Here is a 20,161-nt window from a genome sequence, read left to right as displayed (position 1 = left end):
CGGCGGATGTACGTCGGTGGCCCGTGAGGATCGGCTCATGGCCGACGGGTGTACGGCGGTGGCTCGTACCCCAGCCCTAAAATCGCGATCATGCCCGACATATCCCTGAGCGCTCTCGTTCTCCTCTGCCTCGCCGCGGCCCTGGCGGGCTGGATCGACGCGGTGGTGGGCGGCGGGGGACTGCTGCTCCTGCCCGCGCTGCTGCTCGGGCTGCCGCACGTACCGGCCGCCCAGATCCTCGGCACGAACAAGGCGGTCGCGATCGTCGGCACTACGGGCGCGGCGGTGACGTACGCGCGGAGGACGCCGATACGGCTATCGGTGGCGCTGCGGATCGGGCTCGCGGCGCTGGCCGGGTCGATGGCGGGCGCGTTCTTCGCCGCCGGGATCAGCAGTGACGTACTACGTCCGATGATCATGGTGGTGCTGCTCGCCGTCGCGGCGTTCGTGATGTTGCGGCCGTCGTTCGGCAGGGCGGTGTCCGAGGGGGAGGGGCAGCGGCCGCGGTCCGGCGGCCTGGCCCGTACCGTCACGGCGATCGTGCTGGTGGGCGGCGGAATCGGTTTCTACGACGGGCTGTTCGGGCCCGGCACGGGCACGTTCCTGGTGCTGGCGCTGACGGCCGTGCTCCACCTCGACCTGGTGACCGCGTCCGGTACGGCCAAGATCGTCAATGTCTGCACCAACGGCGGGGCGCTCGCGATGTTCGCCTGGCAGGGCACGGTGCTGTGGCAGCTCGCCGCGATCATGGCCGTGTTCAATCTGGCGGGCGGGATGTCCGGCGCCCGGATGGCGCTCAGCAAGGGCAGCGGGTTCGTCCGGGGAGTGCTGCTGGTCGTCGTGTTCTCCCTGGTCGTCAAGCTCGCCTTCGATCAGTGGACGGGGTGAGCGACGGGGCGTGGCGCACATCGGTGAGGTGGGCGTACGCGACCACGTTGCCCTGGTAGCCGGTCTCCTTCGAGTAGCCGCCGCCGCAGGTGATCAGCCGTAGCGAGGCGTGCTCCGACGCGCCGTAGACCCGGTCGTCGGGGAAGCGCTCGTTCTCGTACACCTCGATCGCGTCCAGCGAGAACACGGCGGTGCTGCCGTCCGCGCGGTCCACCTCGACGGTACTGCCCTTGCGCAGCGACCCCAGGCGGTAGAAGACGGACCGGCCCCGCGCGCTGTCGACATGACCGGCGAGGATCGCGGTGCCCCTGGCACCGGGCGGGGTGCCGCCCTTGTACCAGCCGACGACATCGGGGGTGTCGACGGGTGGTGCGTCGAGGCTGCCGTCCGGGCCGAGCCCGAGCGGTGTCATCGGGGCGTCCACGCCGATGGCGGCGATACGCACACGGACCGGTGCCGACGGGCGCAGCGGATCGGCGACCGGTGCGTCGGGCCGGAGACCGGGACCGGCCGCGAATGCCTCGGCGGTGGTGGGCTGCGGCGGGACCAGCTCGGTGGCGGCGCCGTTCTCGACCAGCCAGACGCCGACGAGTGCGGCGATGGCCAACAGCCAGAGCTGGGCCGTCCGTGCCTTCTGCGACACGTGCGTCGTCCTTCGGAGTGGGGGCGTCCGGGAGTGCGGGGGAGACCTGCGGGTGGGGCGTCGGCGGTGGTGATCGGTCGTGGCGGTGGTCGGTCGGCGATCAGCCGTCACGGTGGTCGGTCGTGGTGGCGTTCAGTCGTGCTGTGGTCGGTCAGGGTCGTGGTTCGGCTTCTGCCTGCGGCGCAGCAGTACGCCCGCGCCGGCCGCCGCCGCGGCGAGGACGCCGACGCCCGCCGCGACCTGAACGGTGTCGGACCGGACGCTGCCGCCGTCCCCCGCCTTGACGTGTCCGGACGGTCTGAGGCGGTCCTCGGGGTTGTCGTGCCCGCCGGGTCCTACCGGGCCGACGGGTCCACCGGGGAAGTCGTGCCCGCCGGGCTCGGGGTGCCTGCCGGGCGGCCGGTGGCCGTCGGGTTCGGGGTGTCCGCCCGGGGGGCGGTGGCCGTCGGGCGGCCGGTGTCCATCAGGCGGTCGCCGCTCGCCGGGCCCGTCGTGACCGCCCGGCTCCGGGTGCTCCGCAGCGCCGAAACCCGACGCGTCGAGGCCCGACACGTCGAGATCTTCCTCGCCCTCCCCTTGGGGCGCGGGCTCCGGGACGAGCCCTCCGTCGTCCAGCGGTTCCCCCTCGCCCGTTCCCTGCCCGTCGGGCCCGGGGGCCAGGCGGCCGGCGGTGACCGCGGCACCGGGAGCGCCCGTCCGGATGGTGATCGTCGGCCTGCCGGGGACGCCCGCGTACGCGGCGGGCGCGGCGTTGAGGCCGAGCACCGCGGTGGCCAGCGCGGTGGCGACGGTACCGGTCACATGACGGGCAGGGCTGCGCATGGGGGATTCCTCCGTGAAGGCGGCGCGAGTGGGTCTGTCCTGCCTTCCGAGCTAACGGGACGTACGGCTCCGCTGCCTGCCGACCGTGCTTCAGCGGCCCCTCGTACGGTTCGGTACCGCGGCCGTCCTCCGGCCGTCCGCGCAGGTCGGGGCCGTACGGGCGCATCGCGCGGAACACAGAGGCCCTGTCCTGCCGATCGGGTGGCAGTCCGCATGAAATGTGACACACATCACATGAGTGACCTTGTGGGTGCCGGGCACACGTTTTACACCCCCCACGGGACGGCACCCCTCCGCCGCCCCCCGGCTGCCGCCCTCACCGACCCGTCCCCCCGGGGCTGGTGAGGGCGGTGTCATGCCTGCCGCGTGTGGTCCGCGCGGGCGGTCCGTTCGGTGGCGGACCACGCTACGTGCGGCGGGCGCACGCGGGCGCAGAGCGGCCCGCCCTTCGCGTCCGTGAGCCCCAGACGCGCCGTCAGATGACCGGATCGTACGGCGGCTTCGAGGACGGCCGGATCGATGTCGGCGAACATCAGCTTGGCCCGGCGGAACATGGTGAAGTCCCCCGCCCGGTCGACCGACCCCCAGGACAGATAGACGAACCTGCCGCCGAGCCGGTTCTGTACGTACGGGCCGGAGACCTCGACACCGTCCGGCGTGATCAGCGTGGTGCAGTCCAGGGTCCAGGAGGCCGAGTCGGCGTCGCCGGGGTACAGGCCGAGGAGTTCGCCCGGCCGGTCCTTGCGCTGTACGCCGACATGGACGTTGCCGACGCCGGGAAAGTCGCTGTCGGGGCCGCAGGTGCGGCCCGGGAGGTCCGTGGCTTCGATATGGATGCGCATGAAAGCCATGTTCCCCCGCCGGACCCCGGCCCGCCCCTTTCCGGACCTCCCGCTCCCTTCCGGACCTCCCGGTCGTGCCGGAAGGTCCGGCCGCGTTCCCGGAACGCGTCGACCCGTCCCGAGGCCACGTCGGAAGTGGCTTGACCTCGACCTTGGTCGATGTACGAGCCTGCACGCATGGACGACGACATCACTGCTTCCGCACCCACCTCCACACCCACGATCACATCCGTAACCGCACCCACGACCACATCCGCGTCCGCGCCCACCACCCCACCACTGAAGGTGGCCGTCATCCTCGGCAGCAACCGCGATGGCCGGTTCGGCCACGTCGTCGCCGACTGGTTCCTCGCGCACACCGACGGCCGTTCGGACATCGACACCGAGCTGGTCGACCTCGCCGAGGTGGACCTGCCGGTCGCCCTCTCCTTCCAGCCCACCGCGGGCGTCCGCGACGAACTCGTCAAGGTCTCCCCGGTACTGGCCGCCGCCGACGCGTTCGTCGTCATCACCCCCGAGTACAACCACTCGTACCCGGCGTCGCTCAAGAGCCTCATCGACTGGCACCGCGCCGAGTGGCAGGCCAAGCCGGTCGGTTTCGTCTCGTACGGGGGAGTCTCCGGCGGCCTCCGCGCCGTCGAACACCTCCGTACGGTCTTCGCCGAGCTGCACACCGTCGGCATCCGGGACACGGTGTCGTTCCACAGCGCGGCCGCGCAGTTCGACGACAACGGCCGGCACCTGGACCCGGCGGGCTGCGACGCGGCGGCGAAGACGCTGCTCGACCAGCTCGTCTGGTGGGGCCAGGCACTGCGCGAGGCGAAGGCGGCGCGCCCGTACGGTTCCTGAAACGCCCGCACGGCGGCCGTCGTGGACCGACAATCGGGGAGTGCCGGTCGGCGGGGACCCGGCCCGCCGACCTCGAACGAAGGAGCCCGAAGGTGACGACACCGTCCGCCTGGCTGACCGTACTGACCACGACGGACAGCGAGGAGAAGGCCCAGGAGCTGGCGCAGGGCGTCGTGGAGGCACGACTCGCCGCCTGTGCCCAGATCTCCGCGCCCGTCACTTCGGTCTACCGGTGGCAGAACGCCATCGAGACCGCCGAGGAGTGGCAGGTGCTGTTCAAGACGACGTCCGAGCGGTACGACGAACTGGAGGCCCACATCCAGGCGGCGCACGACTACGAGACCCCGGAGATCATCGCCCTGCCGGTGGTACGCGGCAGCGCCGCCTACCTCGGCTGGGTGTCGGCCGAGACCGCTCCCATCGCACCGCTGTGACCGGTGCCCGCCGCCGCGACCATCGGGGGTGCTCCGGGTGCTCGACCACCCGGGGCGCACCGGGCGCGCGGCCTCGCGGCCTCCCGGCCGGCTCCGCACGACCACACCCGGTCCCCGCCGCATCCACATCCGGTCCCCGCCGCATCCACGCGCGGTCCCATCCCGCTCCGCCCGGTCCCACACCCGAATTTGCGTTCGGTTTCCCCTGTTCGGTCCCACACCCGAAACCACGCCCGGCTCACGCTCAGCCCGCCGCCAGCGCCTCTCCCACGCCCGCCTCCGTCGGCCCCAGGAATCGCGGATCGGGCTTGAACGCGGCCTCCAGCGCCGCCTTCCCCGCCGCGAACACCTCCCGCGCGCCGCCGTAGTACCAGGTCGCGTCGTGCACGGCGTCGACCCCCACCCCGTACGCGTCGATCCCGGCGGCCCGGCACAGCGTGACCGCCCGCCGGATGTGGAACCCCTGACTGACCAGGACCGCCCGGTCGACGCCGAATATCTTCCTGGCCCGCACACATGAGTCCCAGGTGTCGAACCCGGCGAAGTCGCTGACGATCCGCCGGTCCGGCACGCCGTGCGCGGTGAGATACGTCCGCATGGCGTCCGGCTCGTCGTACTCCTCCCGCCCGTGGTCCCCGGTGACGAGGACCACCCGTACCTTCCCCGTCCGGTACAGCTCGACGGCGGCGTCCAGCCGGTGCGCGAGGTACGGCGACGGCCTGCCCTTCCACAAACCGGCCCCGAACACCACGGCGACCTGCCGCGAGGGCGCGTCGGCGGTGGTCCCGACCCGTGCCCCGGCCGCCGTGTACATCCACGTCATGGGCGTCAGCGCCAGCACGCACAGGATCATCACCGCCTGGACCACCCGACGCCGCCCCCGCCGCGTGCGCGGCAGCCGAGGCCGCGACCGGACGGGGAACCGCCCCGCCGGCGGTCCCGTCGGCCGTTCCTTCTCCAGTCGCACGGAGCCCCCTGCCCAGTCCTGCCGGGTCCTGCCCGGTTCCGGCGGCCCGCCCTGTCGCACCGCCCCACAGGATCAGACGACCGAAGGAGCGAAAGAGTTCGCCGCCCACCGTCCGGATTCGCGCCCACCGCCGGTTTCGCCGTCCCCGCTCCCGCGACCCGTTCCCGGTCCCCGCTCCCGCGACCCGTTCCCGGTCCCCGCTCCCGCGACCCGTTCCCGGTCCCCGCTCCCGCGACCCGTTCCCGGTCCCCGCTCCCGCGACCCGTTCCCGGTCCCCGGTCCCGCGCCCCCACCGCCCCGGCTTGCTCACCCCCTCTCCCGCCCACGCCTACGCGAATTCCCGGTGAACGAGACGCTCACGACATCCGCCCGACCCCCTCACCGTCGGCCCGGCCGTCTACTGTCGAGATCATGGACGGTACGCAGGGCACCCACGAGACAGAGGCCCCCGGCTACGGGGACTCCGACACCGAACGCTGGGACACCGAGCCCGACAAGCGCCCCGGCCGCACCGCCTTTCAACGCGACCGCGCCCGGGTCCTGCACTCCGCCGCGCTGCGCAGGCTCGCCGGGAAGACCCAGGTCGTCACCCCCGGCACCCGCAGCTCCGCCTGGGACGCCAGCCCCCGGACCAGGCTCACCCACTCCCTGGAGTGCGCCCAGGTCGGCCGCGAGCTGGGCGCCGCCCTCGGCTGCGACCCCGACCTCGTCGAGACCGCCTGCCTCGCCCACGACATGGGCCACCCGCCGTTCGGGCACAACGGCGAACAGGCCCTCAACGACTTCGCGTCCGACTGCGGCGGCTTCGAGGGCAACGCCCAGTCGCTGCGCCTGCTGACCAGGCTCGAACCCAAGCGGTTCGTGCCCGACGAGCGGACCGGCGAGCTGGTCAGCGTCGGACTCAACCTCACCCGCGCCGCCCTCGACGCCGCCACCAAGTACCCCTGGCCGCGCGCCGCGCACCCGACCGACCCCGGGTCACCCAAGTTCGGGGTGTACGAGGACGATCTGCCGGTCTTCGCGTGGGCCCGCCGGGGCGCGCCCCACGACCGCAAGTGCTTCGAGGCCCAGGTCATGGACTGGGCCGACGACGTCGCGTACTCCGTGCACGACTTCGAGGACGGGCTGCACGCCGGGCACATCGACCCGAACTGCCTCTTCGCCGAACCGGAACGCCTCGACATCTGGGCCGTCGCCATCGGGCGGTACGTGCCCAGGGACACCGATCCGCAGGAGCTGGCCGACGCCCTCGACCGCCTCGTCGAGCAGGAATGGTGGCCGCACGGCTACGACGGTTCCGCCGTCGCCCAGGCCCGGCTGAAGGACGCGACGAGCCAGCTCATCGGCCGGTTCTGCTACGCCGCCGAGACGGCAACCCGGGAGCGGTACGGCACCGGACGTCTCAGCCGGTACGCCGCCGAACTCGTCGTCCCCCGCGAGACCCGCAACGAATGCGCCGTTCTCAAGGCGGTCGCCGACCGCTACGTCATGCAGCGCCCCGAGCAGGAGGCCATCCGCGCCGACCAGCGGATCGTCATCGCCGAACTCGCCGCCGCGCTCACGGCGCGCGCCCCGGAGGGACTGGAGCCGCAGTTCCGGTCGCTGTACGACGCCGCTCGCGACGACCGGGCCCGCAAGCGGGTCCTCGTCGACCAGATCGCCGCCCTCACCGACGCGTCGGCCCGCTCCCTCCACGAAACCCTCACAGCCCCACGCCACTGACCTTCCCCGCGTCCCCACGGGCCCACCGACCCCACACATCCGGTCCCGTCCCACCGGCCCCACACACCTCACGCCGCTCACCGGTCCCGGCCCGCTCCGGCCTGTCCCGGCCGATCCCGATGCGGTCCGACCAGGTCCGGCCCGATCCGGACGGAAGTCCTCCGGGCGTGACCTGATCGGGCCACACCCCCTTTCGCCGTTACGCTGCGTGCGGGACGCTCGCAGCCTGGATGGCGCCGCGCAGTACGCACCGAGGAGGCAACAAGTGGTCGAGGCACATCGGACGTTCGTCATCGTCGGCGGTGGACTGGCCGGGGCGAAGGCAGCCGAAACACTCCGATCGGAGGGTTTCCGGGGACGGGTCATCCTGGTCGGCGACGAACGCGACCACCCGTACGAACGCCCGCCCCTCTCCAAGGGCTATCTGACCGGGAAGGACGCGCGCGACAGCGTCTACGTCCACGAACCGGCCTGGTACGCCGGAGCCGACGTCGAGCTGCACCTCGGCCAGCCCGTCACCGCCATCGACCGCGAGGCCCGGTCCGTCCAGCTCGGCGACAACACCGTCCTGCGGTACGACAAGCTGCTGCTCGCCACCGGGGCCGAACCGCGCCGCCTCGACATCGCGGGCACGGACCTGGCGGGCGTCCACCATCTGCGCCGCCTCGCCCACGCCGACCGGCTGCGCCAGGTCCTCACCGCTCTCGGCCGGGACAACGGCCACCTGGTGATCGCCGGGGCGGGCTGGATCGGACTGGAGGTCGCGGCGGCGGCCCGTGGCTACGGCGCCGAGGTCACCGTCGTCGAACCCTCCGCCACCCCGCTGCACCACGTGATCGGCCCGGAGGTGGGCCAGATCTTCACTGACCTGCACAGCGAGCACGGCGTCCGCTTCCACTTCGGCGCCGGGCTCAGCGAGATCGTCGGCCAGGACGGCATGGTCCTCGCGGCCCGCACCGACGACGGCGAGGAGCACCTGGCCCACGACGTCCTCGCCGCGATCGGCGCCGCCCCGCGCACCGCCCTCGCCGAGGCCGCGGGCCTCGACATCGCCCCCCGGGAGGAGGGCGGCGGCATCGCAGTCGACGCCTCGCTGCGCACCTCCGACCCGGACATCCACGCCGCCGGCGACGTGGCCTCCGTACGGCATCCGCTGCTCGGCACCCGGCTGCGCGTGGAGCACTGGGCGAACGCGCTGAACAGCGGACCGGCCGCGGCCCGCGCCATGCTCGGCCAGGACGTCTCGTACGACCGGGTGCCGTACTTCTTCTCCGACCAGTACGACCTCGGCCTCGAATACTCGGGCTGGGCGCCGCCCGGCTCGTACGACCAGGTGGTCATCCGCGGCGACGCGGGCAAGCGGGAGTTCATCGCGTTCTGGCTGAAGGACCACCGGGTGCTCGCCGGCATGAACGTCAACGTGTGGGACGTCACCGAGACCGTGCAAGGGCTCGTACGGGCCGGACAGCGGATCGACCCGGACGCGCTGGCCGACCCCTCGGTGCCGCTGGAGTCCCTGCTCTGAGCGGTCTCCGGGCCGCCACGGGCGGTACCGCGCGGGGCGGGGGCACGGGATTCCCGCCTCCCCGCCCGCCGGGTCGGGATGTCCGACGCCACCCGTAGACTTCACCCGTGGCAGGCAGGATCAATGACGACGACGTGAAGGCGGTCCGGGACGCGGTCCCGATCGACGCCGTCGTTTCCGAGTATCTACAGCTGCGCAACGCGGGCGGTGGCAACCTCAAGGGACTCTGCCCGTTCCACGACGAGAAGTCCCCCTCCTTCCAGATCAGCCCCGGCAAGGGCCTCTTCCACTGCTTCGGCTGCCAGGAGGGCGGCGACACGATCGCCTTCGTGATGAAGATCGACCACCTCTCGTTCTCCGAGACGGTCGAACGCCTCGCCGCCAAGGCGGGCATCACCCTGCGGTACGAGGAGGGCGGGTACAACCCCTCCCACCAGCGCGGCGAGCGCATCCGGCTGGTCGAGGCGCACAAGGCCGCCGCCCAGTTCTACGTGGAGCAGCTGGACGGGGTGGAGGCCGAGATCGGCCGGAAGTTCCTCGCCGAGCGGGGCTTCGACCAGGCGGCCGCGGCCCACTTCGGCATCGGTTACAGCCCGGCGGGCTGGGACCACCTCACCCGTTATCTCCGCGGCAAGGGCTTCACCGACAAGGAGCTGATCACCTCCGGTCTCTCCCAGGACGGCCGCCGCGGCCCCATCGACCGCTTCCGCGGCCGGCTGATGTGGCCGATCAGCGACACCTCCGGAGAGATCGTCGGCTTCGGCGCCCGCAAGCTCCGCGACGACGACAACGGCCCGAAGTACCTCAACACCCCGGACACCGCGATCTACAAGAAGTCGCAGGTGCTGTACGGGATCGACCTCGCCAAGAAGGACATCGCGAAGGCCAGCCGGGCCGTCGTCGTCGAGGGCTACACCGACGTCATGGCCTGCCATCTCGCCGGGATCACCACCGCCATCGCGACCTGCGGCACCGCCTTCGGCAACGACCACATCAAGATCCTCCGCCGGCTCCTGATGGACAACGGCAGCGCCCGGGTCATCTTCACCTTCGACGGCGACTCGGCCGGCCAGAAGGCCGCCCTGCGCGCCTTCGAGGACGACCAGAAGTTCGCGGCCGAGACGTACATCGCCATCGCACCCGACAACATGGACCCGTGCGACCTGCGGCTCGCCAAGGGTGACGAGGCCGTCCGCGACCTCGTCGAACCCCGCACCCCGCTCTTCGAGTTCGCGCTCCGCCAGATCGTCGGGCGCTACGACCTGGAGACCCCGGCCGGCCGGGGCGCCGCGCTCGACGAGGCCGCGCCCGTCGTCGCCAGGATCAAGAACCCCTCCTCGCAGCACGAGGTCGCCGTCCAGCTGGCCGGGATGCTCGGCATCCTCGACACCCAGTTCGTGGTCAAGCGGGTCGCCCAGCTCGCCCGCTGGGCCCGCGACCGGGGCGAACGCGGGCCGGGCGGGCAGACCGGCCGACCCGCCCGGACCCCGGCCCGGGGCGGCTCCTCCCACCCGGCCGTCCAGTCGGGCCCCGCGCTCTCCGGCCCGGCGCTCAACCTCCGCAGCCCCGCCCACCGCACCGAGCGCGAACTCCTCAAGCTCGCCCTCCAGCGGCCCGCGCTGGTCTCCCCGGCGTTCGACGCGTACGGCACGGACGAGTTCACGGCCCAGCCCTACGCGGCGGTCCGCCGGTGCATCGAGGAGGCGGGCGGCGCGGAGCAGGGCGTGCCCGAGCCCCGGGACTACCTGGCCAAGGTCCTCGACGCCGCGCCCGACGACACCGTGCGCAACCTCGTCACCGAGCTGGCCGTCGAGGTCTTCCACGGCAAGACGATCGACGAGACGTACGCGGGCATGCAGCTCGTCCAGGTCCGGCTGCGGGCCGTCGACCGCCGCATCCACGACGTCCAGGGCAGCCTCGCCCGTCTCGGCAGCAAGGTCGCGCCCGACCAGATGGCGGCGGCGCAGAACGAGGTCTGGGTGCTCCAGCAGTACGCGCAGTCGCTCCGCAACAACGGCACCGCCGCGCTCTGAGGGCCCGGGTCCTTCGCCGCGCCGCGGCGGCACTCCGGTCTTCGTGGCGCCCCGGCGGCGCCCTGGTCTCTGTCGCGCCCCGGCGGCCCCCCGTCTCTGTGGGTTCCGGCGGCCCCCCGATTCCTCTGCCGGTCTCCCGTCGCGCTCACGATCTCCGCCGCGCTCGCGGCGGCGTCCCGATACCTCCGTCGTGCTCCGACGACACCTCGGCTTCCCGCCCCGGTGCCCGAAGCACCCCGGCCCCGGTGCCCCGGCACCCCCGCCCCGGCGCCCCCGACACCCCCGGCGCCCCGGTGACCCCGTCGCGCTCCGACGCCCCCGCGGGTCCGCCTCGTCCCTTCAGGTCCCCGGGCGACGCCCCCGGTGACCACGCGGTCACGTACCGGCCGCAAAAAGGTGGCGCACGCCCCTCGTGGCGGCGCTGTGTCGTACCCCACACTGGTGGTGGTGCCTGAGTCATCGGAGCGCGTCCGACCCGCCGACGGCGGGCCGCCCATCCCGCGGTCCGGCAGCGATCACCTGGAGGTCGCCCCCGTGCAGACCCGGACCGTGACCAAGACCGAGCACGTCTCGGCGATCCCCACACAGAAGCGGCCCGCGCACCATCCGGAAGCCGTGGACCCGCCGCCACCCGGCCCGTCACCCGTCCCCGCGCCCGGGTCCACGGTGCTGGAGGAGTCGGCGCACCCGCCGGGACCGTCCGAGCGGCGCGGCCGTCCGGACACCGGCCCCCCGTCCTCCGACCTGTTCCGCCAGTACCTGCGGGAGATCGGCCGCATCCCGCTGCTCACGGCCGCCGAGGAGGTGGAGCTGGCCCGCCGCGTCGAAGCCGGTCTGTTCGCCGAGGAGAAGCTGGCCCGGACCTCCGATCCCGACTCCCGGCTCGCCGTCGATCTGGACCGGCTGGTCGTGATGGGCCGGGTGGCCAAGCGCCGGCTCATCGAGGCCAACCTCCGGCTCGTCGTCTCCGTCGCCAAACGCTATGTCGGCCGGGGACTGACGATGCTCGACCTCGTCCAGGAGGGAAACCTCGGACTGATCAGGGCGGTCGAGAAGTTCGACTACGCCCGGGGCTACAAGTTCTCGACGTACGCGACCTGGTGGATCAGACAGGCCATGTCCCGCGCCCTCGCCGACCAGGCCCGCACGATCCGGGTCCCGGTCCACGTCGTCGAGCTGATCAACCGCGTGGTGCGCGCCCAGCGAGGAATGCTCCAGGAGCACGGCCGCCGGCCCAGCAACGAGGAGGTGGCTGCCCAGCTCGACCTGTCCCCGGAGCGCGTCGGCGAAGTCCTCCGCCTCGCTCAGGAACCCGTCTCCCTGCACGCCCCGGTCGGCGAGGAGGACGACGTCTCCTTCGGCGACCTCATCGAGGACGGCGACGCCACGTCCCCGGTCGAGTCCGCCGCGTTCCTGCTGCTGCGCGAGCACCTGGACGTGGTGCTCTCGACACTGGGCGAACGCGAACGCAAGGTGATCCAACTGCGCTACGGGCTGGCCGACGGGCGGCCCCGCACCCTTGAGGAGATCGGCCGGATCTTCGGCGTGACCCGTGAACGCATCCGCCAGATCGAGTGCAAGACCCTCAACAAGCTGCGCGACCACGCCTTCGCCGACCAGCTCCGCGGCTACCTCGACTGAACGCGGTACAGGCACGGGGACCGGCAGCGCCCCGAGCCCGTACGAAAACGCCCGCCCCGGAGCCGTACGAAGACCTCCGGCCCGCTCCCGGAACCGTACGCCCGGAGCCGTACGAAGACCTCCGGCCCGCTCCCGGACGGCGTACCGCCCGGGAGCGGGCCGGACCGGCACCGCCGAAACCGCCGCCACCTCAGTCCACTTCGGCGACCGCCTGCGCGAACTGCGCCGCGTACAGCCGCGCGTACGCTCCCTTGGCGGCCAACAGCCCCTCATGCGTGCCCTGTTCGACGATCGAGCCGTTCTCCATGACCAGGATCACGTCGGCGTCCCGGATGGTGGAGAGCCGGTGCGCGATCACGAAGCTCGTACGGCCGTGCGCCAGCCGGGCCATCGCCTTCTGGATCAGCACCTCGGTACGGGTGTCCACCGAGCTGGTCGCCTCGTCGAGCACCAGGATCACCGGATCGGACAGGAACGCCCGAGCGATGGTGATCAGCTGCTTCTCGCCCGCGCTGACCCCGGACCCCTCGTCGTCGATCACCGTGTCGTAACCGTCCGGCAGGGTACGGATGAAGCGGTCGGCGTGGGCCGCCCTCGCCGCCTCCTCGATCTCCTCCTGGCCGACTTCGCGCGAGGCGCCGTACGCGATGTTCTCCGCGATCGTCCCCCCGAACAGCCAGGTGTCCTGGAGGACCATGCCGATCCCGGCCCGCAGGTCGTCGCGCGACATCTTCGACACGTCGACGCCGTCGACCGCGATCCGGCCCTCCGACACCTCGTAGAACCGCATCAGCAGATTGACCAGCGTGGTCTTGCCCGCACCGGTCGGCCCGACGATCGCGACCGTCTGACCGGGCTCCACGCTCAGCGACAGATCCTCGATGAGCGGCTTCTCCGGGTCGTAACGGAACGACACCCGCTCCAGCGCGACCCGGCCGAGCGCCTCGGCCGGCCGCTCGGCCGCCTTCGGCGACGGATCGGCGCCCTGCTCCTCCGCGTCGAGCAGTTCGAAGACCCGCTCGGCCGACGCCACACCCGACTGGACCAGGTTCGCCATCGAGGCGACCTGGGTGAGCGGCATCGAGAACTGCCGCGAGTACTGGACGAACGCCTGCACATCACCGATCGACAGCGCCCCGGAGGCCACCCGCAGCCCACCGACGACCGCGATCAGCACGTAGTTCAGATTCGAGACGAACATCATCAGCGGCTGCATGATCCCGCTGTTGAACTGCGCCTTGAAGCCGGCCTCGTACAGCGCGTCGTTCTGCTCAGCGAAGTCCTTCGCGGACTCGTCCTGCCGCCCGAAGACCTTCACCAGCGCGTGCCCGGTGTACATCTCCTCGATATGGGCGTTGAGCTTGCCCGTCACCTTCCACTGCCGCACGAACTGCGGCTGCGACCGCTTGCCGACCTTCGTCGCCACCACCAGCGACAGCGGCACCGTCACCAGCGCCACCAGCGCCAGCAGCGGCGAGATCCAGAACATCATCACCAGCACACCGACGATGGTCAGCAGCGAGTTGATGAGCTGGCCCATCGTCTGCTGCATCGTCTGCGAGATGTTGTCGATGTCGTTCGTCGCCCGACTCAGCACCTCCCCGCGCTTCTGCTGGTCGAAGTACGACAGCGGCAGCCGCGACATCTTCGTCTGAAGGTCCTCGCGCAACTGGAAGACGACCCGGTTGATGACCCGGATCGACAGCCGCGTCGACACCAGCATCAGCAGCCCCGCGCCCACGTAGACCGCCAGCGCCAGCAGCAGTACGTCACGGATCGCGCCGAAGTCCATGCCCTGCCCGGGGACGAAGTCCACCTTGGACAGCAGGTCCGCCAGACCGTTGTCGCTGTGCCGGGCGGCCTCGACCGCCTGCGCCTTGGTCGTCCCGGCCGACATCCGGGCACCGATGACCCCGGCGAACACCAGGTCGGTGGCCCGGCCGAGGATCTTCGGCCCGATCACCGAGAACGCGACACTCAGCACACCCGCCGCGAGCATCAGGTACAGCGAGGTCTTCTCGCTGCCGAACCTCCCCAGCAGCCGTTTGCCGGAGCCCTTGAAGTCCATGGACCGCTCGGTGGGAGCTCCGCCCGCCATCATGCGCCCGCCAGGCCCGGCCATTACGCGGCCTCCGCTTCCGTCAGCTGGGAGAGCACGATCTCCCGGTATGTCTCATTGCCTTCCATCAGCTCCTGATGGGTACCGGTCCCCACGACCCGGCCCTCGTCCAGCACCAGAATCCGGTCGGCGTCGCGGATGGTGGACACCCGCTGCGCCACGATCACCACGGTCGCCTCGGCGGTCTCCCGCAGCAGAGCCCCGCGCAGCGCCGCGTCGGTCGCGTAGTCCAGCGCGGAGAACGAGTCGTCGAACAGATAGATCTCCGGCCGCTGCACCAGCGTCCTGGCGATCGCCAGCCGCTGCCGCTGCCCACCGGAGACATTCGTGCCGCCCTGGGAGATCGGCGCGTTCAGACCGTGCTCCAGCCGCTCCACGAACTCCTTGGCCTGCGCCACCTCCAGGGCGTGCCACAACTCCTCGTCGGTGGCGTCCGGATTCCCGTACCGCAGATTCGTCGCGACCGTCCCGGAGAACAGATACGGCTTCTGCGGTACGAGACTCACGGTCTTCGCCAGCAGCGTCGGCTCCAGCGTCCGCACGTCCGTGCCGTCGACCAGCACCTCGCCGTCCGTCACGTCGAACAGCCGGGGCACCAGACCCAGCAGCGTCGACTTCCCGCTGCCCGTCGACCCGATGATCGCGGTGGTCTCCCCGGGCCGCGCCACCAGATCGACCGAGCGCAGCACCGGCTGCTCGGCACCCGGGTACGCGAATTCGGCGCCGCGCACCTCCAGATGACCGTGCCGGCGCAGCTCCCGTACCGGATTCCTCGGCGGCACCACGCTCGAATCGGTGCCCAGCACCTCCTGGATGCGCTCAGCGCACACCTCGGCGCGCGGCACCATCATGAACATGAAGGTGGCCATCATGACCGCCATCACTATCTGCATCAGATACGCCAGGAACGCCGTCAGCGCGCCGATCTCCATCCCGCCGCTGTCGATGCGGTGCGCGCCGAACCAGACGACCGCGATCGACGACACGTTCACCACCGTCATCACGGTCGGGAACATCAGCGCCATCAGCCGGCCCGTGGACAGCGCGACGTCCGTCAGCTCGGTGTTGGCGCCGCGGAACCGCTCCTCCTCGTAGGAGTCCTTGACGAACGCGCGGATGACGCGGTTGCCGGTGATCTGCTCGCGCAGCACCCGGTTCACCTTGTCGAGCCGCACCTGCATCGTGCGGAACAGGGGGCGCATCCGCTTGACGATCAGGCTCACCGCGATGCCGAGCACCGGCACCACGGCCAGCAGCACCGCCGAGAGGGGTACGTCCTGGCCGAGCGCCATGATGATGCCGCCGACGCACATGATCGGCGCCGAGACCATCAGCGTGAACGACATCAGGACCAGCGTCTGGACCTGCTGGACGTCGTTGGTGGTACGGGTGATCAGCGAGGGCGCCCCGAAACGCCCGACCTCCCGGGCGGAGAACGACTGCACCCGGTCGAAGACCGAGGCCCGCACGTCCCGGCCCAGAGCGGACGCCGTACGGGCTCCGTAGAAGACGGCGGCGATGTTGCAGAGCACCTGGACGACGGACACGGCGAGCATGATGCCGCCGAAGGCCAGGATGTACCCGGCGTCACCTTTGATGACACCGTTGTCGATGATGTCGGCGTTCAGGGTGGGCAGATAGAGAGTGGCGCAGGTTTGCAACAGCTGGAAGGCGACCAGCAGCAGAATGGGTTTTCTGTACGGCCCGAGATAGGTCCGTAGAAGTTTTATGAGCACGCGTGTCTCTCGAGTCGGCAGCGAAGAAGGTCGGGAGTCGACCCAGTTTCCGGTACGCGACACCGCGACCGCGAACGTTTTTCCTCAAGCCCGGGTCAAAACCACCCGGGGGTGGGACGCACCGGACAGGACCGCGCACACCCTGTCACGGCCTGATCAACCGCCCCACCGGACAACCGACTTGCCCCGCTGCACAACCGCCCCGGCTCAGTGCCCGGGACCGAACGCCTCCGGATGGATCTGCTCCCGGGTGGCGGCGTACTGCTGACGCACGGCCTGGCCGACCGCCAGTTCCTCGCCCGGCTCCAGCACCTGCGCCGCCGCGCCCCGCCAGGCCGGGGGAGTGCGCGGATCGAGCATCCCCCGCGAGACCCCCAGTGCCCAGGCCGCCTGCCGGGCCGCGCCGAGGGCCGCGTACTGCGCGGGCTGCGGCACGACGACCTGCGTACCGAACAGCGCGGGCGTCAGCGCCTGCACCGCGGGCAGCTCGGCGGCCGCCCCGAGCAGGAACACCCGCCGCACCCCGACCCCCCGGTGCCGCAGCACGTCCAGGGCGTCGGCCAGCGAGCACAGCATCCCCTCGAAGGCCGCCCGCGCCAGGTGCTCCGGCTTCATCGACTCACGCCGCAGCCCGCTCAGCGTGCCCGCGGTGTGCGGCAGGCGCGGGGTGCGCTCGCCCTCCAGATACGGCAGCAGGACGAGCCCGGAGGCCCCCGGCGTCGACTTCAGCGCCAGCGCCGACAACTCGTCCAGATCCGTGACGCCCAGCATCTCGGCGGTGCCCCGCAACGCCCGTACCGCGTTCGAGGTGTACACCACCGGCAGATGCATCCCGGTGGCATCGGCGAACGACGTGATCATCCCGGTCGGATCGGCCAGCGCCTCGTGGTGCACCGCCATCACCGACCCCGAGGCCCCCAGCGACACGACCGCGTCACCGACCCCGACACCGAGCCCGAAGGCCGCCGCCATCGTCTCGCCGGTACCCGCGGAGATCAGCAGGCCCTCCGGCGTCGTACCGGCGGCGTCGGAGGGACCGAGCACCTCGGGCAACGCGGCCGGCTGCCCCAGCGCCAGCTCGACCAGATCCGGCCGGTACGCGGCGTCGCCCGCCGACCAGTACCCGGTGCCCGAGGCCGCGCCCCGGTCGGTGGTCCGGCGGGCCGGACGCCCGAGCAACTGCCACACGAGCCAGTCGTGCGGCTGGAGGACCGCGGCGACCCGGCGCGCGGCCTCCGGCTCGGTCCGCGCCAGCCAGCGCAGCTTGGACACCGGCTGCGCGGCCTGCGGCACGGCCCCCACGGCCTCGGCCCAGGCCTGCCGCCCGCCGAGCCCGTCGACCAGATCGGCTGCGGCGGCCTGCGCCCGCTTGTCGTTGCCGAGCAGCGCGGGGCGGACCAGATTGCCCAGGTGGTCCAGCGGTACCAGACCGTGCTGCTGCGCCGACACCCCGATGGCCTGCACGCCTTCGAGCAGCCCGCCTCCGGCGGCCTCGCCGAGCGAGAGCAGCCAGACCTGCGGGTCGATCTCGGTGGCCTTCGCCTCGACGGGGTGTGCGGCATACCCCTGCCGCAGCACCGCGCCCGTGTCCGCGTCGCAGACGACGATGTGCGTGAAGGCGGAAGAACTGTCCAATCCGGCGACTATCCCCATACCGAGATTCTGCCGCACCGCCGGAGGTTTCCCGAACCGGTGGCACGGCAGCGCGAGGGGCCTACGCGGAGAGCGGAAGGTCCGACGCGGAGAACGGAGGGCCGGACGCGCGGAACGGAGGGGCCGACGACCCCACAGGGATCATCGAACCCTCCGCTCCCACCACTCTCATCTCGCCGCTGTCGCCGCTCTCGCCGCTGTCGGGCGCTGTGGGCGCGTCGCGCGCCTCAGGTCGCGGTGGTGCCCCAGTCGTCGGCCCGGCCCCCCGGCCCCCGGTCCCGCAGCGAACGCACCCGGTCGGACACGGCGGACGGCACCTTGTCCCCGACCTTCTCGCTCACCGAGTGATACGCCTTGTCCGCGATCTCCCGGCCGCTCTGCGCGGCGGCCTCGGCGGCGTTGCGTACGGCCGGGTTCTGGGCGACCTGGCGCGCGGACTTCCTCAGTTGCTCGTAGCGCTCGCGCCCGGCGCGCGTGCCGAGCACGTAACCGAGGGCCAGTCCGGCGATGAACGTGAGCCGGTACCGCATGGCTGCCACCCTTCCTTGTTCCGTGAGCTCCGTGACGTGTGCTGCCCGCCTACCCCGGGAAGCCCGGGATCACCCCGCGCGACACCGATTGGCGGAGCACCCCCCTGCTTGCGCTAATGTATGTGTCGCAGCGAACGCGCGCCGCCCGGCAGCAGCCAGGCAGGTACGTTCGAGGCGATGCAGCAATCCCCTGTAGCTCAATTGGCAGAGCAGCCGGCTGTTAACCGGCAGGTTACTGGTTCGAGTCCAGTCGGGGGAGCGCGGTCCCCTGTAGCTCAATTGGCAGAGCATTCGGCTGTTAACCGGAGGGTTACTGGTTCGAGTCCAGTCGGGGGAGCAGAACGGAAGAGGACCCTTCGGGGTCCTTTTTCGTGTCCATGGCTTCACGATGACGCGGTGAGCGGCCGACCGGAACAGCCGGGTTTCCATCTGGCTTTCGCCCGGCTTTCACCCGGTTTCCGGCGGCTCGCGGTGACTCTTTCGCGTCCACTTCGAGCCGTCCGGAACCGGGCAGCGAGCAGCGCGGTCCTCATGGGCAGGTGATGCCGACCGTCCGAAGCGAGAAATCGTATGACCGGCTATGCTGCGGCAGACGGCGCGCACACTTGTACGCGCCACGCCGAAAAGGGGCGGTAGCTCAGCCGGTTAGAGCAGCGGACTCATAATCCGTCGGCCGTGGGTTCGAGTCCCACCCGCCCCACCATGCGCGCCTTTGACCTGCGGAAACGTCTCATCTGGGGTGCGGATTCAGGGCGTTGGTTCACGGGGCTGAATCCGCTGCTCGTGAGTTCGACTCCGTTGCCATCAGCGTTAGTTGAGGTCACTCTGACCTGCGTAGACGTATCGGCCCACGGCTGGAGGATGGCGTCGTGGGTGGGCTGTGTGAGCGTCTGGACGTCGAATTCTGGACGCTGGCTGGACGCGAGGATCCGGAGGTGGTGTCGCCCGGTGACCTCTGGGTGGCGGGAGACGGCCCGGGCCGCAGCGGACTGACCGCCAGGCGGGCGGGTCGGTCAGAGGCTCGGTGTTCGTCGGTGCCGCGCGAGCTCTACTGCTTGAGGTCGATCGTGCGGACCGGCTGGTCTGTTGTGCGGGCGATGGTTTCGAAGTCGCGGTCGTAGTGGGGGAGGGTGAGTCCCGCCTCTTCCGCGGCTGCGGCCACCAGCAGGTCGCCGGGGCCCGCGCTGCGGTGTTCTCCCTTGGCGGTTAGCTGTTCCTGGGTGATGCGGGAGCGGTGGTAGACGCCGTCGGGTTTGGGGCACCAGGCGTAGTGGGCGTCGAGGGCCGCCTTCAAGCAGGTGCGGTCCGTAGCGGGCTGAGTAGAGGACTTCCGGTTCGGTGATGTCGCAGATCGCGATGAGGCCGGCGGCGATCCTGTTGTCCCATTGGGCGGTGTTCTGGCGGAGGAGGACGCGGGCGAGGGCGGAGGTGTCGATGAGGTAGCCGGCGATGGTCACCCGTGCGCCCCGGTGCCGCGGTCGTCGGTCGCCGCGCCCGCGCTTGTGGGGCGGTATACGCGCTTGTGCAGCAGTAGGTCGATGTCCAGAGCGCCCTCGGCCACCAGTTCGCGGGCCTCATCGAGTGCCCGCAGGCGCCGGTAGCGGGCCGTGACTTCCCGCAGCGCGGTCTGACCTGTGGCGGAGTAGGTGATCGAGGTTATCGCTCGCGGTCAGGGCGGCTGCCTTGAGAGCTGATACCTAGCCCCAGGGGCTGTACAGGGGCCGGGGCGGCGTAGTCGTGTCCAGACGACGGTGTCT

General features: G+C 71.4%; 15 protein-coding genes, 3 tRNA genes and 2 pseudogenes. 10 read left to right on the top strand and 10 right to left on the bottom strand.

The window, feature by feature from the left end; genetic code table 11:
• Positions 1-90 precede the first annotated feature (90 nt).
• A complete protein-coding gene (locus tag PZB75_RS07680) occupies positions 91-888 on the top strand; it encodes a TSUP family transporter (protein ID WP_275534540.1) in 798 nt (265 codons plus the stop codon).
• On the opposite strand, the gene PZB75_RS07675 is transcribed toward PZB75_RS07680, so the two are convergent.
• The 3 genes from PZB75_RS07675 to PZB75_RS07665 all read right to left on the bottom strand — a co-directional run bounded on the left by PZB75_RS07675 (position 857) and on the right by PZB75_RS07665 (position 3,195).
• A complete protein-coding gene (locus PZB75_RS07675; protein WP_275534539.1) occupies positions 857-1,531 on the bottom strand; it encodes a class F sortase in 675 nt (224 codons plus the stop codon). The genes PZB75_RS07680 and PZB75_RS07675 overlap by 32 nt on opposite strands.
• Positions 1,532-1,663: 132 nt before the next feature.
• Entirely contained in the window at positions 1,664-2,353 is a 690-nt protein-coding gene (locus PZB75_RS07670) for a hypothetical protein (RefSeq protein WP_275534538.1), read from the bottom strand.
• 353 nt (positions 2,354-2,706) lie between these two features.
• On the bottom strand, positions 2,707-3,195 hold the full coding sequence (locus tag PZB75_RS07665) for a DUF5990 family protein (protein WP_275534537.1): 489 nt from the start codon (positions 3,193-3,195) through the stop codon (positions 2,707-2,709).
• Positions 3,196-3,372: 177 nt separating this feature from the next.
• Here PZB75_RS07665 and PZB75_RS07660 point away from each other — a divergent pair, with 177 nt between their 5' ends.
• Positions 3,373-4,044: an NAD(P)H-dependent oxidoreductase gene (locus tag PZB75_RS07660; RefSeq protein ID WP_275534536.1), complete on the top strand. Its 672-nt coding sequence runs from the start codon at positions 3,373-3,375 to the stop codon at positions 4,042-4,044.
• Between the two features lie 92 nt (positions 4,045-4,136).
• A complete protein-coding gene (gene cutA / locus PZB75_RS07655) occupies positions 4,137-4,478 on the top strand; it encodes a divalent-cation tolerance protein CutA (RefSeq protein ID WP_275534535.1) in 342 nt (113 codons plus the stop codon).
• Between the two features lie 244 nt (positions 4,479-4,722).
• On the opposite strand, the gene PZB75_RS07650 is transcribed toward cutA, so the two are convergent.
• Positions 4,723-5,439 carry an ElyC/SanA/YdcF family protein gene (locus PZB75_RS07650; RefSeq protein ID WP_275538625.1) on the bottom strand — a complete coding sequence of 239 codons (717 nt, stop codon included), beginning with the start codon at positions 5,437-5,439 and terminating at the stop codon, positions 4,723-4,725.
• Positions 5,440-5,856: 417 nt separating this feature from the next.
• Between PZB75_RS07650 and PZB75_RS07645 the strand changes: the two genes are divergently transcribed.
• From PZB75_RS07645 to PZB75_RS07630, 4 genes are all read left to right on the top strand, one after another.
• On the top strand, positions 5,857-7,167 hold the full coding sequence (locus tag PZB75_RS07645; protein ID WP_275534534.1) for a deoxyguanosinetriphosphate triphosphohydrolase: 1,311 nt from the start codon (positions 5,857-5,859) through the stop codon (positions 7,165-7,167).
• A 265-nt stretch (positions 7,168-7,432) separates the two neighbouring features.
• On the top strand, positions 7,433-8,692 hold the full coding sequence (locus tag PZB75_RS07640; protein WP_275534533.1) for an FAD-dependent oxidoreductase: 1,260 nt from the start codon (positions 7,433-7,435) through the stop codon (positions 8,690-8,692).
• 107 nt (positions 8,693-8,799) lie between these two features.
• Positions 8,800-10,725, top strand: a complete 1,926-nt coding sequence (gene dnaG / locus PZB75_RS07635) for a DNA primase (protein WP_275534532.1) — start codon at positions 8,800-8,802, stop codon at positions 10,723-10,725.
• Between the two features lie 534 nt (positions 10,726-11,259).
• Positions 11,260-12,366 (top strand): RNA polymerase sigma factor, encoded by a 1,107-nt coding sequence (locus PZB75_RS07630; RefSeq protein ID WP_343286276.1) that lies wholly within the window; start codon positions 11,260-11,262, stop codon positions 12,364-12,366.
• Between the two features lie 190 nt (positions 12,367-12,556).
• Here the strand turns inward: PZB75_RS07630 and PZB75_RS07625 are convergent, their stop codons facing one another.
• The 4 genes from PZB75_RS07625 to PZB75_RS07610 all read right to left on the bottom strand — a co-directional run bounded on the left by PZB75_RS07625 (position 12,557) and on the right by PZB75_RS07610 (position 18,404).
• Positions 12,557-14,488: an ABC transporter ATP-binding protein gene (locus tag PZB75_RS07625; RefSeq protein WP_275534530.1), complete on the bottom strand. Its 1,932-nt coding sequence runs from the start codon at positions 14,486-14,488 to the stop codon at positions 12,557-12,559.
• Positions 14,488-16,221: an ABC transporter ATP-binding protein gene (locus tag PZB75_RS07620; protein WP_275534529.1), complete on the bottom strand. Its 1,734-nt coding sequence runs from the start codon at positions 16,219-16,221 to the stop codon at positions 14,488-14,490. Before PZB75_RS07620 ends, PZB75_RS07625 begins: the two co-directional genes overlap by 1 nt.
• Positions 16,222-16,428: 207 nt before the next feature.
• On the bottom strand, positions 16,429-17,874 hold the full coding sequence (locus PZB75_RS07615; protein WP_275534528.1) for an FGGY family carbohydrate kinase: 1,446 nt from the start codon (positions 17,872-17,874) through the stop codon (positions 16,429-16,431).
• Positions 17,875-18,101: 227 nt separating this feature from the next.
• Positions 18,102-18,404 (bottom strand): YtxH domain-containing protein, encoded by a 303-nt coding sequence (locus tag PZB75_RS07610; RefSeq protein WP_275538624.1) that lies wholly within the window; start codon positions 18,402-18,404, stop codon positions 18,102-18,104.
• A 186-nt stretch (positions 18,405-18,590) separates the two neighbouring features.
• Here PZB75_RS07610 and PZB75_RS07605 point away from each other — a divergent pair.
• The 3 genes from PZB75_RS07605 (at position 18,591) to PZB75_RS07595 (ending at position 19,107) form a co-directional block, all read left to right on the top strand.
• Positions 18,591-18,663, top strand: a tRNA-Asn gene (locus tag PZB75_RS07605).
• Positions 18,664-18,668: 5 nt separating this feature from the next.
• Positions 18,669-18,741, top strand: a tRNA-Asn gene (locus tag PZB75_RS07600).
• Between the two features lie 289 nt (positions 18,742-19,030).
• Positions 19,031-19,107 (top strand) — tRNA-Ile (locus tag PZB75_RS07595).
• A gap of 345 nt (positions 19,108-19,452) precedes the next feature.
• On the opposite strand, the pseudogene PZB75_RS07590 reads toward PZB75_RS07595, so the two are convergent.
• Together PZB75_RS07590 and PZB75_RS07585 are read right to left on the bottom strand one after the other, a co-directional pair.
• Positions 19,453-19,861 (bottom strand): annotated as a pseudogene (locus PZB75_RS07590) (PIN domain-containing protein).
• Positions 19,858-20,031, bottom strand: a pseudogene (locus tag PZB75_RS07585) (type II toxin-antitoxin system VapB family antitoxin); the annotation flags it as partial. The pseudogenes PZB75_RS07590 and PZB75_RS07585, both read right to left, overlap by 4 nt.
• Positions 20,032-20,161: the final 130 nt, after the last annotated feature.

The organism is Streptomyces sp. AM 4-1-1 (assembly GCF_029167625.1).
GTDB lineage: Bacteria > Actinomycetota > Actinomycetes > Streptomycetales > Streptomycetaceae > Streptomyces.
This window is presented reverse-complemented; position numbering and strand designations above follow the sequence as displayed.

What these genes read in the sequence shown, in the direction of transcription:
- PZB75_RS07625 (WP_275534530.1), bottom strand. Translation starts at nt 14,488, where the DNA reads ATGGCCGGGCCTGGCGGGCGCATGATGGCGGGCGGAGCTCCCACCGAG.
- PZB75_RS07615 (WP_275534528.1), bottom strand. Translation starts at nt 17,874, where the DNA reads ATGGGGATAGTCGCCGGATTGGACAGTTCTTCCGCCTTCACGCACATC.
- PZB75_RS07665 (WP_275534537.1), bottom strand. Translation starts at nt 3,195, where the DNA reads ATGCGCATCCATATCGAAGCCACGGACCTCCCGGGCCGCACCTGCGGC.
- PZB75_RS07610 (WP_275538624.1), bottom strand. Translation starts at nt 18,404, where the DNA reads ATGCGGTACCGGCTCACGTTCATCGCCGGACTGGCCCTCGGTTACGTG.
- PZB75_RS07670 (WP_275534538.1), bottom strand. Translation starts at nt 2,353, where the DNA reads ATGCGCAGCCCTGCCCGTCATGTGACCGGTACCGTCGCCACCGCGCTG.
- PZB75_RS07645 (WP_275534534.1), top strand. Translation starts at nt 5,857, where the DNA reads ATGGACGGTACGCAGGGCACCCACGAGACAGAGGCCCCCGGCTACGGG.
- PZB75_RS07660 (WP_275534536.1), top strand. Translation starts at nt 3,373, where the DNA reads ATGGACGACGACATCACTGCTTCCGCACCCACCTCCACACCCACGATC.
- PZB75_RS07680 (WP_275534540.1), top strand. Translation starts at nt 91, where the DNA reads ATGCCCGACATATCCCTGAGCGCTCTCGTTCTCCTCTGCCTCGCCGCG.